The organism is Hamadaea tsunoensis DSM 44101 (assembly GCF_000428945.1).
Classification (GTDB): Bacteria; Actinomycetota; Actinomycetes; order Mycobacteriales; family Micromonosporaceae; genus Hamadaea; species Hamadaea tsunoensis.
Genome location: NZ_AUAX01000004.1, coordinates 480,274 through 497,945 on the forward strand (window position 1 = coordinate 480,274; position 17,672 = coordinate 497,945).

Genomic DNA, 17,672 nt, shown 5'->3' on the forward strand with positions numbered 1-17,672 from the left:
CTGACGGGCTAGTTGTCGTCGGACTTGGCGTAGACGTGGGTCAGGTCCCGCCGCAGGGCCGCCGCGCCGTGCAGGTACACGTGCGTCACCTCGTCGCGGCTCAGGTCCGTCTCGACGTGCGCCATCAGCCGGATCACCCGCGGCATGGCGCCCGCGATGTCCAGCTCCTGCGCGCAGATCAACGGCACGTTGGACATGCCCATCTGCCGGGCCGCGTACGCCGGGAACTCCGCGTGGATGTCCGGCGTGGCGGTGAAGATGGCGCTGATGAAGTCTTCGTCGGCGAGGTCGTTGGCGTGCAGGACTTCCTTGACCAGCTCGGCCACCCGCTCCAGCAGGTGCTCGCGCTCGTCTACGTCCAGCTGGGTCGCCCCGCGTACAGCCCGGATCGGCACTGCGTCAGTGTATGCCCCGCATCAGCGCCTTGATGTGGCGAGTGAACCCGAACGCGCCGAGACCGAGAAGTACCGAGGCCACGCCCAGGATCAGGAAGTAGGACGGGCCGCCGTCGGAGAACTTGGCGACCTGCCCGCCGATCGCGTCGCCGACCGCCGTCGAGACGAACCACAGGCCCAGCATCTGGCTCGCGTACCAGGCGGGGGCCAGTTTGGTCGTCATCGACAGCCCGACCGGCGAGATGGCGAGTTCACCGGCGACCTGCAGGGCGTACACGGCGATGAGCCACAGCGGTGAGACCAGGTGGCTGACCGCGGCCTGGGCCGCCGCGGCCATGAGCATGAACGACAGACCGTTGAAGATGAGACCGACGGCGAACTTCCACGGCGTGGAGACCCGGTGGCCGAGCTTGACCCACAGCGCGCCGGCCAGCGGCGCGCCGATGATGATGAGGATCGGGTTGACCGATTGCAGCCAGGCCGCCGGGAAGGTGAAGTTCCCGACCGTGCGGTCGACGTTCTTGTCGGCGAACTGGTTGAGCACCGAGCCGGCCTGGTCGTAGATGAGCCAGAAGGACGCCGCGAACACGAACAGCCAGATGTACGCCTTCATCCGGCTGCGCTCGACCTCGGTGAGCCGTTTGTCCAGGAAGATCCGCACGAAGTAGACCACCGCCACGGCGACGGTGAACCAGGCGAGCAGGTCGACGACGGAGTTGACGCTGAGCCAGCCGAGCAACGCCATGATCAAAATCACCACGGCCGCCACGCCGACGCCGATCCAGATGGACCGGAAGGTCCGCTTGCGCTCCGCTCCGACGAGCGGATGCGTCGGCGCGGCCCCGTTCTCCTTCAGCCGCTTGCTGCCGATGACGTACTGGACCACCGCGAACGTCATGCCGATCGCGGCCGCGGCGAAGCCCGCGTGGTAGCTCACGTGGTCGGCGAGCCACCCCGTGACCAGCGGCGCCACGAACGCGCCGAGGTTGATGCCCATGTAGAACACGGAGAAGCCGGCGTCGCGGCGTACGGAATCCTTCTCGTAGAGGTTGCCGACCATCGTCGAGATGTTCGGCTTGAGCAGGCCCGTGCCCAGCACGATGAGGATCAGGCCGGGAAACACGCTCCAGTCGGCCGGTACCGCCATCACGTAATGGCCCAGCGCGATGACGATGCCGCCGTACAGCACCGAGCGCCGCGCCCCGATCAGCCGGTCCGCGATCCAGCCGCCGGGCAGCGCGGTGAGATAGACCAGTCCCGCGTACGCGCCGAACAGCGCGTTCGCCGAGCCCTCCGCCATGCCGAGACCGCCGTTGGCGACGGACGCGGTGAGGAACAGGACGAGGATCGCCTTCATGCCGTAGAAGCTGAAACGCTCCCACATCTCGGTCAGGAAGAGCGTCGACAACGCCCGGGGATGCCCGAAGAAGGTCGCCTCGTCACCGGGTGCCGAACCCGGCGCGCCCGACGGCGTCTGCGTGATCGACATCGCGAATCCCCCGCCCCTCTTACGGACAAAAACCGGTAAAAGGGACAGTATCGGAATTGGTGGGCGGGGTGAGGCCGGTCACCTGATTCCCGGTACGGGTACCCTTGTGGGAATCTCCGGTGCGCACGTGATCGTTGCATCACTTGAGCAGGAATTCTCAACACTTCGAGGGGTGAGCCGAAATGGGCGAGCGCATGCTGCGCGGTAGCCGTCTGGGCGCCGTCAGCTACGAGTCGGACCGCAATACCGAGCTGGCTCCGCGACAGACCCGTGAATATCTGTGCGCCAACGGCCACCAGTTCGAGGTGCCGTTCGCCGTCGATGCCGAGGTGCCCATCACCTGGGAATGCAAGTTCGACGGCACGGTGGCACGGCTGGTCGACGGCTCCGAGCCGGAGCAGAAGAAGGTCAAGCCGCCGCGTACGCACTGGGACATGCTGCTGGAGCGGCGCTCGATGGAGGAGCTCGAGGAGATCCTCAACGAGCGCCTCCAGGAGGTCCGTACGCGACGCGGCCGCTGAGGGTCGCCTTCACGCGTCAAGCCCCCGGGTCCGCCCGGGGGCTTTGTCGTGTGCTCGTGATTACGCTGCCCGCTGGAAATCGCCGCTGCCCGCCACGCGCTCGAAGACGCAGCCATAGCCTGCGCTCGTGATGAGATCCAGAATGTCAGCGGAAGGCTCCACCGGGAGCAATACCGTGTACTTCTGCGCATCCTTCACGTGCCGCCGATAGTCGAACAGCTGACCGATGGCATACCGGACATCGTTGCGGGAGGCGGTGCCCTTCGCCTCGTAGAGCTCGTTCTCGGTCTCGTCATACAGATCGGTGTACAGGGCGTTGTGCCGCCCAGGCAGAGTGATGCTCCACCGGCCAACGGTATTCCCCATCGAGGTGAGTGCCTTCTCGTAGCGCTCAACTAAGGCTTGTTCCCGCCGCTCCGCAGTAGTAGGCGCCGAGCCCGCCACGGGATAGGACCCGACGTTGCCGGCCTCGAGCGGTACGCGTACCACCTCGGACTGGGTCGAACGGTCGATCACGACGCTACGGTCTTCGGCACGAAGCTCGGTGTCCCCGACCGGCCGAAGGCGGAACACGAAGACGTCGCGCATGGCCCCGTCTTCGTCCCGGGCTCGCCCCATGGTGTAGGGCAGCGTCTGATCGACTTCGAACTCACCGATATAGCGATGTAGCCGGGTCTTGGTGCCGTCCACGTAGCCGTCGGCGACGAACAACCGCACAGCCCTCTTCGCCGCATGATGCTGAAGGAGCCCCTTGTTGCCGTCAGTCATCGTCTGCGGCCCGTGCTTTCCTTCACCGGTGTACAGGAAGAGGTCGTCGTCGACGTCCCAGCCATCGGTGTAGCCGTACTTGAGGCCCTTGGGCGGGTCTGAGTAGACGAACACATTCGGAGTCTGCGCGGACGGCTCAATACCGCCCTGCTCGCCGCCGCCGTACTTGTCCATGCGCTGACGGCGCGTCAGTCGTTCGCCGAGCTTCGTCTCCCACTGCTGCATCGGACGACACTAACGAAGCAAGTAACACTTGTCCGAATTCACGGGTCACCCGCGGGCGGTCATCTCATCTGCCTGACCGTCCTCAGTCGACCGGTGAAGTCGGCCGGGATCAGTCGACGATCTCGCCTTCGATGACCTCGTCCGGCGTGCTGGCCGCTTCGGGCGTACCCGGCTTGGGCGGCCGCTGGACCCGCACCTGCCGCGGTCCGAACAGGTCACCGGCCATGCTGGGCGAGACCCGCTTCTCCGTGGCCGCCTGGACGCGGCCGGCGGCGAGATGGCGGACCGGCGGGATGAGCAGGACCAGGCCGGTGATGCCGGACACGAAGCCGGGAATGATCAGCAGCAGCGCCGCGAACACCCCGGTGAGGCCGTGGGCGGCTTCCCGGCCGGCGGGTGTGCCGCCGCGGGCCGCGTCACGGAAGCGTCGCCAGCCGCGGCGTCCCTCGCGGCCGAGCAGGAACAGGCCGGCCGCGGTGAAGGCGATCGCGAGCAGGAGTGCCCAAAGCACGCCGATCCACTGCGCCACGAGGACGAACACGGTGATCTCGACCGCCGCCAGGAGCAGCAGGGCCAGCGGGACGAAACGCCAACGAGATCGCACGGCCCAAGCCTACCTTCGGCAGGCCACCGTCAGCCGAGGACGGGCCTGCGCCCACAGCGAAGCGGTGGCCGCCGTCACGGCCATTGTTCGGCGCCGGCCCGCTTGCCGGTGAACAGGCGCTTGACCGCCGCGGTGCGGTCCTGGGCGCCCCACACCGTCACCCGCCACAGCGCCTCGCCGACGATGTTGCCGCTCATCTTGCTGACGCCGTGCTCACGCTCGGCGAACCGGATCGGCACCTCGGTCAGTTTGAAGCCCGCGCGGTGCGCGCGCCGCGTGATGTCCACCTGGAAGCAGTAGCCCGCCGAGGCCACGGAACCCAGGTCGATCTTCTCCAGGAGCTCCATCCGGTACGCGCGGTAGCCGCCGGTCGCGTCCTTGACCGGCATTCCCATGGCCATCCGGGTGTAGATGTTGGCTCCGCGGGAGAGGATCTCGCGGCGCAGCGGCCAGTTGACGACGCTGCCGCCGGAGACCCAGCGGGAGCCGATCACGCCGTCGGCGTCCTTGAGCGCGTCGAGCAGCAGGGAAAGCTGCTCGGGGGCGTGGGAGCCGTCGGCGTCCATCTCCACGACGGCGTCGTAGCCGTGTTCGCGGGCCCAGCCGAACCCGGCGATGTACGCCGCGCCCAGCCCCTCCTTGCCCTTGCGGTGCAGGACGTGGATGTTCGGGTCGGCCGCGGCCAGCTCGTCGGCGATGGCACCGGTGCCGTCGGGGCTGTTGTCGTCGGCGATGAGGATGTCGACGTCCGGGACCGCCGCGCGTACGCGGCCGGTGATCAGGCGGACGTTGTCGGCCTCGTTGTAGGTCGGGATGACCACCACGACCCGTCCGACGCCGGGGTATCCGCCGGCTTCCGTCCCACTCACCCGATCTCCTCCGTTGACTCCGTACGACGCCGGTCAGCGTACCGCCGCAGACGGCCGCGAACCGGTCGAAAGGCCGCGGCGAGCAGCAAACCCGCCGCGACCGCGCTCAAGATCGCCTCCGGCCAGAACGACAGCCGCGTCGCCGGCGTCTGGGCGGTGGACTCGTGCAGCTGACGCACCATCGCGTCGGGCGTGAAGAACTGCGAGGCCTGGTGTACGCGCCCGGAGGTGTCCACGAAGCCGGAGATGCCGACCGTCGAGGCCATGAGGGAGTCGCGGCCGTGCTCGACGGCCCGCAGCCGGACCATGGCCAGCTGCTGGCGGGCCTCGTCGACGTTGAACGTCGCGTTGTTGGTCTGCACGACGAGCAGCTGCGCGCCCGAGGTGACCGTGTCGTGCACGATCCCGTCGTACGCGATCTCGAAGCAGATCACGTCGCCGACCCGGGCCGGGCCCACGGTCAGCACGCCCGGCTTGTCGCCGGGCTGGAAGTCGGAGCTCAGCAGGCCGGCCTTGCTCGTGATGAGCTCGGCGATCGGTTCGACGATCGAGCGCATCGGCAGGTACTCCGCGAACGGGACCGGATGCTGCTTCTGGTAGCTGCCGGTGACCCCGCGGCCGGCCTCCCAGACCAGGCCGACGTTGCGGGCGGTGTGCTCGGTCGCGCCGGCCATGACCGCCCCGACCAGGATCGGTACGCCGATCGCCCGCGCCGCCCGGTCGATCGCGTCGGCGGCGTCCGGGTTGGTCAGCGGGTCGATGTCGCTGGAGTTCTCCGGCCAGATGACGAGGTCGGGCCGGGGCTGCTCGCCGCGGTCGACCCGGTTCGCCAGTTCGACCGTGCCCCGCACGTGGTTGTCGAGAACCGCCTTGCGCTGCTCGTTGAAGTCGAGTCCGAGCCGGGGCACGTTGCCCTGCACGATCGCCACGGTGACCGGGGTGGTCCCGGGCTCGCTCAGCGGGACGGCGTACCCGGCGGCCAGCACGGCGGCGGCGCCGAGCACCGTGCCGGCCGCGAGGGCCGGCCGGCGTGCGGAGTGGATCGCGAGGACGAGCAGGCCGCCGGCGACCGCCACGGCGAACGACACCAGCGGGGCGCCGCCCAGCCAGGCCAGCCGCAGCGCCGGGGAGTCCGCCTGGCTGAACGCGAGCCGTCCCCACGGGAAGCCGCCGAAGGGCGTACGCCCGCGCAGCGCCTCCTGGGCGACCCAGAGCACGCCGAGCACGAGCGGCCAGCTCCACCGGCGGCGGTCGACGACCGGGCTGAGCACGGCCTGCGCCAACCCGAGCAGGGTGAAGAACGCGGCCTGCAGTGCGACGAGCAGGATCCACGGGCCGGGGCCGACGTTGGTGCTCGTCCAGTCGAGCAGCGGCCCGAAGAACACGATCCCGGTGACGAGCCCGAACAGCGCCCCCGTACGCGCCCGGCGCCGGTGTGTGGCCAGCGCGAACGCGGCGACGCCGACCGGGGCCAGCCACCACAGGCCGTACGACGGGAAGGACAGCAGCAGCGCGCCCCCGGCCAGCACCGACAGGGCGAGGCCGGCCCAGTAGGGCACGGGTCGCGGCGCGGCGGGCGGCGGGGACGCCTCCTGGGTCGGCGCCTGCGGCGGGGCAACGGCTGCGGTCACGGCCGAAACCCTACCCGGCGCCCCTGGACGCATGACGGAGAGTACGCGGGCCGCGGCGCCCCCACCGCGGCCCGCCCCCCGTTCCGGGCTCTTTACAGCGGGTTGTCCTGTTCGAAGTCGGCGAACGGCCGGATCTCGATCCGCCCGCCGCGGGCCATCGGGTGCGTCCGGGCGACCTCGATCGCCTCGTCCAGATCCGCGCACTCGATGACGTCGTAGCCCACGATCAGCTCCTTGGTCTCGGCGAACGGGCCGTCCGAGATGAGCAGCTGCTTGTTGCGTACGCGCACCGTCGTCGCCGCGCTCTTCGGGCCCAGGACGTGCCCCTGCAGGCGGCGGCCCTTGGCGTTGTTCTCGGCGACCCACACGTCGATGTCGGGCTCGTCGGCGGTGTCGGTGTCCGGCTCGCCGTCGACGCAGACGAACATCATGTACTTCATCGGTGCCTCCTCATGCGGAATCCTCATTCGGAATCTCACCAGGGTGACGATCGGCCGGACGCGTACCGGACAGGTCGCGCGGAAAAATTCTTCCGGGTTCAGGAGCGGGCCGGTACGAACCCCTGGAAGACGACGTCGAGGTCCGCGCGGTGCTGGTCCCAGCGGTCCGCCGGCGCGCTCCAGTAGATCGAGTACGCCTGGTCCGGCGCCGTCACGAACCCCCGGTTGAGCACGTGCCGCGGACCGTCGTCGGCCGTGTACGTGAACTCCCAGTCGGCCGCCTTGACCCAGTAGTCGACCCGTTCCAGGCGTACGCGTTCGTAGTCGGTGTAGTCGTCGGCGCGGGCCTTCTCGTTGTTCTCCCAGTCCTTGACCGGGTCGGACTTCGGGTGGCGGGTCTGGTCGACGAGCAGGAAGGTGCCGTCCGGGCCCTTCCAGTAGGGGCGGCCGCCGTCGTCGTGGCCCTCCTGCCAGCCGTCCGGCACGGGTATCGAGAAGCCGCTGTCGTCGCTGACCAGCTGCCAGCCGGGCGGCACCTGGAAGCTCGGGCTCTGCACCACCGGCGACGGCGACGGGGAGGCCGAGGGCTTGCGGGCGGGCGAGGACCGGTGCGCGGCGGCGGGCGACTTGGTCGCGCCGGGCTGCCCGGTCGGCGTCCGCGTGGTCCACGGGTGCAGGGCCGCCAGCACGAGCGCGCCGACGATGAGCACGACCGCCGCGACCGCGAGCCAGGCCAGCGGTGAGGTCTTCTTCGGCCGGGCCGGGGGTGGCGGCACCACGGTCACCGGCCGCTCGGCGGGGCGGGCCGGCGGGCGGGCGACCCCGGCGGCGTACGGGGAGACGGGCGCGTTGCCGGTGACGCGGGTCGGCGGTGCGGTCGCGGGCCGGGGCGCGGATCCCGCGACCGGCATCGGCATCGTCATCGGCCGGGTCGGCGCCGTTCCCGCCCGGACCGCGCGCATCAGGCGCTCCGCCTCGGCCGCGCCCATCCGCTGGGCGGGGTCCTTGCGCAGCAGCCCGCTGAGCACGGGTTCGAGCGCACCGGCGCGGACCGGCGGCGGGAGGGGCTCGGTCGCCAGCGCCGTCAGCGTCGCCATCGGGGTCGAGCGCGCGTACGGGGCCCGGCCCTCGACGGCCGCGTAGAGGGTGGCGCCCAGCGACCACAGGTCCGACGGCGGCCCGACGTCCAGGTCGTGTACGCGTTCCGGCGCGATGTACGCCGGCGTGCCGAACATCGCCGCCCCGGTACGCGTGACGAACGGGTCGCCGGGCACGGTCGCCAGCCCGAAGTCGGTGAGCAGGATGCGCCCGTCGTCGGAGAGCAGCACGTTGGCCGGTTTCACGTCGCGGTGGACGATCCCGGCCCGGTGCCCGGCACCGAGCGCGCCGAGCAGGCCGATCCCGATCTCGGCGGCCCGCTGGGGGCTGATCAGCTTCTCGTCCTGCAGCGAGTGCCCGGAGACGTACTCCATCACGATCCAGGGATCGCCGTCCGGTTCGGCGACGACGTCGAAGATGCGTACCACGTTGGGGTGGTTGAGCCGGGCGACCGCGCGGGCCTCGCGCATCGAGCGTGCGCGCAGGTCCTGGCGTTCCGCCTCGGTCATCCCGGCCGGCGGGACGAGCTCCTTCACCGCCACCTCGCGGCCGAGCACCTCGTCGGTGCCGAGCCAGACGCGCCCCATGCCGCCCTGGCCGAGCTGGCGGACGAGACGGTAGCGGTCGGCGATCAGGGTGGAGGGACTCGTCGGCATATCCCGATCCTTACCCATGCCCGCCGGAACGAACACTCAAGCCGGACGCAAGGGGCGATACGTCACACTGATGTCAGCAGGGCGACCGCCGCGTCCGGGTGATCGTCGGCCAGCAGTCCCGCCGCCGCCAGCACGTACGCCGAGTCGACCGCGACCCGGGGCGCCCGCGGCAACGCCCAGCCCCCCGCCGTGTCGGTCAGCGCGGCCGCGAGGATCTGCCGGGCGGCCTCCGGCGGCGAGTGCCGCAGGATCCCGCCCGAGCCGATGACGAGGCGGACGTCGCGCAGATCAGGGCCGCTGCGGGCGTGCCGGCGCAGCGCGATCTTCGCCGCGAGGGTGGCGATCTCCACCTCGTCGGGATCGCCGGGAGGGGCGAGAAAGGCGGGATCGGCCGCCCGAGCGCAAGCGCCGTCCAGCAGCGAAGGCGACGGCTGGATCATCCGTTCCGCGGCGGCGGCCTCCACGACGCCCGGGGCGCTCCACCGCATCCCGAGATCGCCCTCGACGGTCCGGCTGCGCCACAACGTTCCCGCCACCTCGGCCCGGGCCGCGTCGGGGGTCAGCACCGAGTAGACGTCCGTGGTCGCCCCGCCGACGTCGAGCACGAGCAGGTCCGCACCGAGGGTGTCGCCGAGCACCTCGACGCCGCGCAGCACCGCGTCGGGGGTCGCCATGCGCACCAGCGAGGCGAACCGCGGCCCGCGCGAGAGCTTCTTGCCCCCGATGACGTGCTTCAGGAACACCTCGCGGATCGCCGCGCGGGCCGGACCCGGCTCCAGTACGCCGATGCGCGGCAGCACGTTCGCCGTCGAGACGACCGGGACTCCGGCGCTGGACAGCAGCGAGTGCAGGGCTTCGCGTACCTCGGCGTTGCCGGCCAGGACCACCGGTACGCGGAAGCGGGCCCGGGCGAGCAACCCGGCGTTGTGGGTGATCGTCTCTTCGTCGCCGCCGTCGGTGCCGCCCACCAGGAGGACGACGTCGGGGCGCGCGGCGCGGAGGTCTTTCAGCGAGGCCAGCGGGCCCGCGCCCACGTGGACGACCTTGGCCCCGGCGGAGAGTCCGACCTTGTGCCCGGCGGTCGCGGTGACGAGGGCTTCGTAGCCGAGGACGGCGAGCCGCAGCCCGCCGCCGGCCGACGAGCAGACGCGGATCTCGTCGTAGGCCCACCCGTCGACGGCCGCTTCGAGGCCGCGCAGGACGTCGGTGCCGATGGTGGTCGGATGGGAGGCCGTCGCGACCAGCCCGCCGCCGGTGTCGACGAGGGCGGCCTTGGTGTAGGTCGAGCCGACGTCGACACAGGCGACCAGCACGTCAGGAGGCCTTGGCGGGGACGACGACCGTGCCCGTGGCGCTGACCGCGAGGATGGGGTCGGCCAGGACCTCGGCCGCGGACTCCCCCAGGTCGGTACGCCCCCGGCAGACCACGACGCACGTGAAGTCGATCGTGCGGCTGCGGGTGCCCATCCGCGTGATCGTCGCGGTGACCTCCAGCACGTCGCCCGCCCGCATCGGAGCCTTGAACTGCACGTCCGAGTAGGACGCGAACAGCCCTTCGTCGCCGTCGGTGCGGATGCAGACCTCGGTCGCCACGTCCCCGAACAACCCCAGCGCGTACGCACCGTCGACGAGGTTGCCCGCGTAGTGCGCGTGGCTGTAGGGGACGTAGCGGCGGTGGGTGACGGACAGTCCGACGGTCACTTCTTCTCCGAGCCCTTCTCGATGATCTTGTGCACCAGGAACGAGGCGACTTCGCGGGGGGTCGTTCCCCGGCCGAAGATGCGGTCGACGCCGAGCTCGTCGGCCATGAGCTCGTCGAAGCGGGGGCCGCCGACGATGAGCAGCGGCCGCTTGTGCGCCGGCAGCGCCTCGCGGAACGCGGCGGTCATCTCGCGGGTGTTGTGCAGGTGCGCGTCGCGCTGCGTGACGACCTGCGAGACGAGGACGGCGTCGGCCTTCTCCTTGCGGGCGGCCTCGACGAGGTCGGGCACGGTCACCTGGGCGCCGAGGTTGACGACCTTCAGCTCCCGGTAGTACTCCAGGCCCTTCTCGCCCGCGATCCCCTTGACGTTGAGGATCGCGTCGATGCCCACGGTGTGCGCGTCGGTGCCGATGCACGCGCCGACGACGGACAGCTTGCGCCGCAGCTTCTTCTTGACCAGCGTGTTGACCTCCTTCGCGGTCAGCAGCGGGAAGTCGCGCTCGACCACCTGGACCTTGTCCAGCTCGACGAGGTGGTTGACCCGGCCGTAGACGACGAAGAAGGTGAAGCCCTCCCCCATCTGCTTGGCGTGCACCAGCATCGCCGGGTCGAGGCCCATCTTCGCGGCCAGCTGCAGGGCGGCGCCCTCGGCCTTCTTGTCGTGCGGGATCGGCAGCGTGAAGGACGTCTGCACCATGCCGTCGCCGGTCATGTCCCCGTACGGGCGGACGATCGTGCTCACTGCGCCGCTCCTTCCAGGAGGACGGTCGCCGGGTTGTAGTAGCCGTCCTCGTGCTTCGCGACGCCGTCGAGGCCCTTGCCCCGGTCGGCGGGGCGCTTCATGATCCCGAAGGCGCCCTCGGCGATGGCGGTCAGCAGGCCCTTGCGCTCGATGGTCTCCAGCAGCTCGGTCGCCTCGTCCAGGACCTGGTGGGCGCGCTGCTGGATGAACCCGCCGGGCGCCGGGACGAAGTCCTCGTGCAGGCCGCGGCACGCGTTGAGCACGTAGCGGACGTTCTGCAGGGCGATGTCGCGGTCGGACAGCCACGGGGTCACCACGGCCTCGGTCATCATGCCGACGAGCAGGATGCCCTGGCCGGTCATCGTGCCGACGAGGTTGAAGAAGCCGTCGAGCAGGTTGCCGCGGAACACGTCGCCGGTCATGTGCTTGGTCGGCGGCATCCACTTCAGCGGCGCGTCCGGGAAGAGCTCCCGGGCCAGCAGCGCGTGGGCCAGCTCCAGCCGGAACGACTCGGGCAGGTCCGGGTTGATCTCGAACGCGTGGCCGAGGCCCAGCTGCCAGTCGGCGAGTCCCGCCTCGTGCGCGAAGTACTCGTTGAGCAGCTGCGACACGGTCACCGTGTGGGCCTCGTCGACCGCGTCGGCGGTGGTGAGGTAGTTGTCCTCGCCGGTGTTGATGATGATCCCCGCGCGGGCGTGGACCTGCCGGGAGAACCGCTGGTCGACGAAGGTGCGGATGGGGTTGATGTCGCGGAACAGGATGCCGTACATCGAGTCGTTGAGCATCATGTCCAGCCGCTGCAGGCCGGCCAGCGCCGCGATCTCCGGCATGCAGAGGCCGGACGCGTAGTTGGTGAGGCGTACGTAGCGGCCGAGCTCCTTCGACGACTCGTCCAGGGCCGCCCGCATCAGGCGGAAGTTCTCCTGCGTCGCGTACGTGCCGGCGAAGCCCTCGCGGGTCGCGCCCTCGGGGACGAAGTCGAGCAGGGACTGCCCGGTCGAGCGGATCACCGCGATCACGTCCGCGCCGGCCCGCGCCGCCGCCTGCGCCTGCGGAATGTCCTCGTAGATGTCGCCGGTCGCCACGATCAGGTAGATCCAGGGCCGCTGCTTCGGGTCCCCGTACTTCTTGATCATCTGGTCGCGCTGCCGCCGGTTGCGGTCGATCGTCGCGATGCCCGTCTTCACGGCCCGGTCCGCGGCCCGCCTCGCCGCCGTCGCGTCCTTCTTCTCGGGTACGCGGAAACGCACGCTGCCCGCCGCGGCCTTCTGGGCCAGCACGGTGAGATCTGACTCGCCGGTGGTGAGCATCGCGTCGAAGACCGGCGACGCGACGCCGTGCCCGAGCCCGATGTCGGTACGCACGGCGTCCACCAGCCGGTTCGCCCACGGGATGCCTTCGGCGTCGGCGCCGGAGATCCCGGCCAGCCGCAGGACGGCCCGCTCCACCGAGACGGTGGTGTGGCTGCGGGCGAGGTCCACGACCGGCCGGCCGGCGCGCTCGGCGAGGGCCCGGGCCTTGGCCACGACGTCGTTGTCGAGGTGCAACTTACCCATAAATCTTCTCTCCACGAAGGACGGTACGCCGGCAGACCGGCAGCTCCGGCAGGGGTTCGTCCGGCAGTTCGGGCAGCAGGGCGGGCAGGGTGCCGACGAGTCCGCCGGGCGCCGACCAGATCCCGAAGGTGGCCGCGTGCCCGGGCGCGAGTACGCCGTCGTCGTCCAGGTGCACCGCCCGCCAGCCGCCCCGGGTGTGGGCCGCGTACGCCGCCTTCGCGCTCATCCGCTGCACGGGGTTGAAGTGGTTGACGGCGGCGCGTACGGAGCCCCACGGGTCGAGCGGGGTGACCGGTGAGTCGGAGCCGAACGCCAGGGCCACGCCGACCGCGTGCATCTGCCCCATCGGGTTGCTGGCCAGCGACCGGGCGACGCCGAGGCGCTGGGCGTACATCTGGTGCTCGCCGCCCCACAGCCGGTCGAAGGCGGGCTGCATGCTGGCCGTGATCCCGTACTCGACGAACTTCCCGATCATCGCCTTGTCGACGATCTCGGCGTGCTCGATGCGGTGCCGGGCCTCGCGCAGCACCTCCGCGCCGCTGACGCCGAGGTGGCCGAGCTTGGCGGCGGCCATCGCGAAGCCTTCGAGGACCGTGCCGATCGCGGCGTCCCCGATCGCGTGGAAGCCACCCTGCAAAGGCCGGGCGGAATGAACTCCTGGCTCTTCGCGCGAGCGCTCATCGCGAGGTCTCAGGGCGTGGCACCCCAGGAGGTGGTCGCGGACCTGCTCGGCGGTCACGTAGCCGAAGCCGCAGCCGTGCTCGTCCAGGTAGTCCGCCGACAGGTGGGCCGTACGCGAGCCCAGCGCGCCGTCGGCGTACAGGTCGCCGCCCGCGCCGACGGCGCCCAGCTCGACGGCCTTGGCGGCGCCACCCAGCTCGCCCCAGTAGCCGTAGACCTCGGGCAGCCCGGCCCCGCTCAGGGAGAGGACGTCGGTGAAGTCCTCTTCGGACGACGTGCCGGGGCCGCCGCACTCGTGCACGGCCGCGATCCCGAGGGACGCCGCGTGTTCGAGGGCGGCCCGCTGCGCCGTACGCCGCTGGTCGGCCGTGATCTGCCCGAACGCGGCCTCGCGGACGACGTGGTGGGCGTCGCGGCGTACCCAGCCGGACTCGTCGTAGCCGGGCGCACCCTCGGCGAGCTTGAGCAGGTCGGGTGTGACCAGGGCGGAGTGGATGGACGCCTGGGACAGGTAGACCGCCCGGCCGCCGCTCGCCCGGGCGAGCCGCTCGGCCGCCGGCGGCTGCTCCAGGGACGGCCACGTCGACTCGTCGAACCCGTGCCCGAGCACGACCGCGGCGTCGGGCAGCCCCGCGGCGAACGCGGAGACCGCGTCGAGCAGCTGCTCCGCCGAGCGTACGCCGGACAGGTCGAGCCCGCGCAGCGCGAGCCCGGTGTCGGTGGCGTGGACGTGCGCGTCCACGAACGCCGGGGCGAGCAGGGCGTCGTCACCCGCGATCGCCCGGCAGTCGATCACCTCGTCGGCGGCGGGCGCGTCGGCGGCGCTGCCGACCCAGGCGACGACGCCGTCGCGGACCAGCAGCGCGCTCTCGGTGGCGTGCGAGGGGAGGGCGGGCGTGCGGATCGCCGCGTTCACGTACAGAGAGGCGTGAGATGTCATGTGCTCAGTCTGCCGCGAGCCGGGCTTCGAACATTCCGCGCACGCCGGGTTCGGTACGCAGAAGCTCCAGGGCGAGGGCGGCGTGGCCCGGGGTGTAACCGTTGCCGACGATCATGGTGACGTCCGCGGCGAGCCCCTCGGCGCCGAGCGCGGCGGCGGCGAAGCTCGTGGCCATCGAGAAGAAGACGACGGTGCCGCCGTCGGCGGTGGCGAGGATCGCGCCGTGCTCGCAGCCGGGCACGTCGACGCAGACCACCGTGACGTCGGCGCGGCCGACCGCCTCGGCGAGCGCGACCGGGTCGCGGGCGTCGGCGACGGCGACGACGTCGGCCAGGCCGGACTCGGCCAGCCGCTTGGCCTCCAGCTCGTTCGGGACGAGGCCGATCGTGCGTTGGGCACCGGCCCGGCGGGCGGCCGCCAGCGACAGCGAGCCGGACTTGCCCGCGCCGCCGAGCACCGCCACGACGGGCCTGCGGGCCGGATCACCGGTGACGTAGCCGGCGACGACGCGCTCGGTGAGGGCCGGGGCGCCGCAGACGTCGAGCACGGCCAGGGCCAGCTCGGGGTCGAGATCGTCGGGCAGCTTCGCCGCGATCGACCGCCCGAACAGGATGGCGTGCCCGGTCGCGGGCACCTGCTCGCTCAGCCCGTCCCAGCGCGCCAGCCCGTCGGTGATCGCCAACGGCGTCAGCGTGAGGCTGACCAGGGTGGCGACCCGGTCGCCGACCGCCAGCCCGAGCGGCGACCGCGGTCCGACGGCCTCGACGGTGCCGATGAGCATGCCGCCCGAGCCCGTCACCGGGTTGTGCATCTTGCCCCGGGTCGCGACGATCTCCAGCACCTCGTCGCGTACCGCGCTGCCGTCGCCGTCGTGCTTGGTGAGCAGCTGACGGAAGCTGGCCGCGTCGAGGTTGAGCTTCTCGACGGCGATGCGTACCTCGTCGGGGCCGATCTCGGGGTCGGTGGAGAGCCGCCAGGCCGCCTGGGGCAGCACGCCGCCCGGTTCCAGTACGCGATGCAGCCCGACCGGCGAGGTCATGCGGGACTCCCTAGCTGTGGGCGCTCGCGGGACGGGCGCTCATGATTCGGACAACCGCCTGTGTTCGACATGCGGCAAAGGAAATTCTCCGGCAGAATAGTTCCTAGACGAAAAATAATCCAGTAACGTGGCTCCGTCACCCAGAGGCCACCCCGAGGGGTTCCACACCCAGGGCCCCGCCGCGCAGACAGGAGTTCCGATGTCCGAGGTGCCGACCGACGCCGGCCAGCCGTACGAGTACCGCCGCGTGCCGCTCGTCGAGCCCGACTGGACGCGGCTGCCCGGCTGGCGGGACGTGACGGCCGCGCAGTGGGAGTCCGCCCAGTGGCAGCGGGTGAACTGCGTGAAGAACGTCCGGCAGCTGCGCGCGGTCCTGGGCGACCTGGTCGACGACCGGTTCTACGCCGACCTCGAGACCGACCAGCAGAACCTGGCGACGATGTCGATGCTCGTCCCGCCGCAGATGCTCAACACCATGGTCCCGCACGGAGCGCCCGAGGGACAGACGTACACCGATGCGTTCTATGCCGATCCGGTACGCCGCTACATGATCCCGGTCGCCTCCGACCGGCTCGCCGACTGGCCGTCGCACCCGCACGCCACCCGCGACTCGCTGCACGAGCACGACATGTGGGTCGCCGAGGGCCTCACCCACCGCTACCCCACCAAGGTCCTCGCCGAGCTGCTGTCGACCTGCCCGCAGTACTGCGGCCACTGCACCCGCATGGACCTCGTCGGCAACTCCACCCCCGCGGTCAGCAAGCTCAAGCTGGAGCTCAAGCCGGTCGACCGGTACGACGCGCACATCGCGTACCTGAAGGCCCACCCCGGTGTACGCGACGTCGTCGTCTCCGGCGGCGACGTGGCCAACGTGCCGTGGAAGCAGCTCGAGGCGTATCTCATGCGGCTGCTGGAGATCGAGACGATCCGCGACGTCCGGCTGGCCACGAAGGCGCTGATGGGCCTGCCCCAGCACTGGTTGCAGCCCGACGTCGTCGAGGGCGTCGAGCGGGTCGCCCGCACCGCCCGCCGCCGCGGCGTCAACCTGGCCATCCACACGCACGTCAACCACGCCAACTCGCTGACGCCGATCGTCGCGAAGGCCGCCCGCACGATGCTGGAGGTCGGCGTACGCGACGTGCGCAACCAGGGCGTGCTCATGCGCGGGGTCAACGCGCAGACCCACGACCTGCTGGACCTGTGCTTCGCACTGCAGGGCGAGGCCGGCATCCTGCCGTACTACTTCTACATGTGCGACATGATCCCGCACGCCGAGCACTGGCGGGTCTCGGTCGCGCACGCGCAGCGCCTGCAGCACGACATCATGGGCTACCTGCCCGGGTACGCGACCCCGCGCATCGTCTGCGACGTCCCGTTCGTCGGCAAGCGGTGGGTGCACATGGTCACCGAGTACGACCGGGAGAACGGCATCTCGTACTGGACGAAGAACTACCGGACGTCCATCGAGGCCGAGGAGTCCGACGCGCTCACCAAGCGGTACGCGTACTACGACCCGATCGACACGCTGCCCGAGTCCGGCCGGCGGTGGTGGCGCAAGCAGGCCGAAGAACAGAACGCGTGAGCAAGAGGGGCGGCCCGGCGGGCCGCCCCTCTTCTATTCGTCCACCTGTCCCTCCGCCTGGTGGCGGGCGTAGTGCCGGGCGACCCGGGCCCGGTTGCTGCACGACGGCTTGCAGAACTCCTGCCGCCCGTGCCCCTTCACGAAGTAGCGCACGCAGCGCGGAGCCTGGCAGGCGCGCAGATTCTCCCGGTCGGGACCGGCCAGGAACGCGATCGTCGCCCGGGCCAGCGCCGCCGTCAACGCGACCACCGGATCGGCCGCGCCGCCCTCCAGTACGCTCGCCGGCCGCTCGTCGTCCCAGTCCAGCCGCACGGTCACGGGGACCTGCGCGGCGGCCGTGTTGATCCGGTCGACCGCCTCGGCCAGCGGCAGCAGCCGGTGCGCGTCCGCCCGGCTGGCCGGCCAGGGCCGCACCGCGTACGCGAACAGGGCCCGGGTTCCGGCGCGTATCGAGAGCACGGCCGCCTGGGCCTCCGCCGACCCCGGTACGCCGTCGAATCCGACCCCCGCGGCCCAGCCCGGCAGCGCGGCCGGGTCGGCGAGGTCGTCGGCGACACCGCCGTGCCCGTCGTGCCGGATGGTCGACGCGAAGGCGAGCGCCAGCCCCGGCACGGGCGGCTCCGCGGGCGGCTCCACCGGCGGCTCCACGGTCGATTCCGCGATCGATTCGGACTTGATCACGGGACCGAGGATACGCTACGGTCCCTAACGGCAAATGCATTCTTTACCGTTAG

17 protein-coding genes are annotated in these 17,672 nt (G+C 71.1%); 2 read left to right on the plus strand and 15 right to left on the minus strand.

The features are described 5' to 3' along the window. Positions 1-8 precede the first annotated feature (8 nt). Both aroH and G401_RS0109835 read right to left on the minus strand, forming a co-directional pair. A complete protein-coding gene (gene aroH / locus G401_RS0109830; protein ID WP_027342372.1) occupies positions 9-395 on the minus strand; it encodes a chorismate mutase in 387 nt (128 codons plus the stop codon). A gap of 4 nt (positions 396-399) precedes the next feature. After that, positions 400-1,884 carry a peptide MFS transporter gene (locus G401_RS0109835; protein WP_034591057.1) on the minus strand — a complete coding sequence of 495 codons (1,485 nt, stop codon included), beginning with the start codon at positions 1,882-1,884 and terminating at the stop codon, positions 400-402. 182 nt (positions 1,885-2,066) lie between these two features. On the opposite strand from G401_RS0109835, the gene G401_RS0109840 reads away from it, so the two are divergent. After that, positions 2,067-2,405 carry an RNA polymerase-binding protein RbpA gene (locus tag G401_RS0109840; RefSeq protein WP_027342374.1) on the plus strand — a complete coding sequence of 113 codons (339 nt, stop codon included), beginning with the start codon at positions 2,067-2,069 and terminating at the stop codon, positions 2,403-2,405. A gap of 60 nt (positions 2,406-2,465) precedes the next feature. On the opposite strand, the gene G401_RS44645 is transcribed toward G401_RS0109840, so the two are convergent. The 12 genes from G401_RS44645 to kdd form a co-directional block, all read right to left on the minus strand. Further along, positions 2,466-3,398 (minus strand): hypothetical protein, encoded by a 933-nt coding sequence (locus G401_RS44645; RefSeq protein ID WP_051366421.1) that lies wholly within the window; start codon positions 3,396-3,398, stop codon positions 2,466-2,468. Between the two features lie 109 nt (positions 3,399-3,507). Next, a complete protein-coding gene (locus G401_RS0109850) occupies positions 3,508-4,002 on the minus strand; it encodes an FxsA family protein (RefSeq protein ID WP_027342375.1) in 495 nt (164 codons plus the stop codon). A 74-nt stretch (positions 4,003-4,076) separates the two neighbouring features. Beyond that, complete coding sequence (locus tag G401_RS0109855; RefSeq protein WP_027342376.1) at positions 4,077-4,871, minus strand: polyprenol monophosphomannose synthase; 795 nt, start codon at positions 4,869-4,871, stop codon at positions 4,077-4,079. Continuing rightward, the gene (gene lnt / locus G401_RS44650; protein ID WP_084556997.1) at positions 4,868-6,535 is read right to left on the minus strand and encodes an apolipoprotein N-acyltransferase; all 1,668 of its coding nucleotides are present in this window, start codon (positions 6,533-6,535) and stop codon (positions 4,868-4,870) included. The genes G401_RS0109855 and lnt overlap by 4 nt, the downstream gene beginning before the upstream one ends. A 59-nt stretch (positions 6,536-6,594) precedes the next feature. Then, positions 6,595-6,942: a YciI family protein gene (locus G401_RS0109865; RefSeq protein WP_027342377.1), complete on the minus strand. Its 348-nt coding sequence runs from the start codon at positions 6,940-6,942 to the stop codon at positions 6,595-6,597. 98 nt (positions 6,943-7,040) lie between these two features. Beyond that, complete coding sequence (locus G401_RS0109870) at positions 7,041-8,696, minus strand: serine/threonine-protein kinase (protein WP_027342378.1); 1,656 nt, start codon at positions 8,694-8,696, stop codon at positions 7,041-7,043. Positions 8,697-8,758: 62 nt separating this feature from the next. Next, positions 8,759-10,009 (minus strand): glutamate mutase L, encoded by a 1,251-nt coding sequence (locus G401_RS0109875; RefSeq protein WP_027342379.1) that lies wholly within the window; start codon positions 10,007-10,009, stop codon positions 8,759-8,761. Position 10,010: 1 nt separating this feature from the next. After that, positions 10,011-10,397, minus strand: a complete 387-nt coding sequence (gene kal, locus G401_RS0109880; RefSeq protein ID WP_027342380.1) for a 3-aminobutyryl-CoA ammonia lyase — start codon at positions 10,395-10,397, stop codon at positions 10,011-10,013. Beyond that, entirely contained in the window at positions 10,394-11,140 is a 747-nt protein-coding gene (gene kamE, locus G401_RS0109885) for a lysine 5,6-aminomutase subunit beta (protein ID WP_027342381.1), read from the minus strand. Before kamE ends, kal begins: the two co-directional genes overlap by 4 nt. Further along, positions 11,137-12,696, minus strand: coding sequence for a lysine 5,6-aminomutase subunit alpha (kamD, locus tag G401_RS0109890; protein ID WP_034591059.1), 1,560 nt, complete (start codon positions 12,694-12,696; stop codon positions 11,137-11,139). Before kamD ends, kamE begins: the two co-directional genes overlap by 4 nt. Beyond that, positions 12,689-14,317 (minus strand): amidohydrolase, encoded by a 1,629-nt coding sequence (locus G401_RS0109895; protein WP_027342383.1) that lies wholly within the window; start codon positions 14,315-14,317, stop codon positions 12,689-12,691. Before G401_RS0109895 ends, kamD begins: the two co-directional genes overlap by 8 nt. Positions 14,318-14,321: 4 nt before the next feature. Beyond that, a complete protein-coding gene (kdd, locus tag G401_RS0109900) occupies positions 14,322-15,356 on the minus strand; it encodes an L-erythro-3,5-diaminohexanoate dehydrogenase (protein ID WP_027342384.1) in 1,035 nt (344 codons plus the stop codon). Positions 15,357-15,555: 199 nt separating this feature from the next. Here kdd and G401_RS44655 point away from each other — a divergent pair, with 199 nt between their 5' ends. After that, the gene (locus G401_RS44655; protein ID WP_034591060.1) at positions 15,556-16,938 is read left to right on the plus strand and encodes a KamA family radical SAM protein; all 1,383 of its coding nucleotides are present in this window, start codon (positions 15,556-15,558) and stop codon (positions 16,936-16,938) included. Positions 16,939-16,971: 33 nt separating this feature from the next. On the opposite strand, the gene G401_RS0109910 is transcribed toward G401_RS44655, so the two are convergent. Next, positions 16,972-17,619 (minus strand): CGNR zinc finger domain-containing protein, encoded by a 648-nt coding sequence (locus tag G401_RS0109910; RefSeq protein WP_245601672.1) that lies wholly within the window; start codon positions 17,617-17,619, stop codon positions 16,972-16,974. Positions 17,620-17,672: the final 53 nt, after the last annotated feature.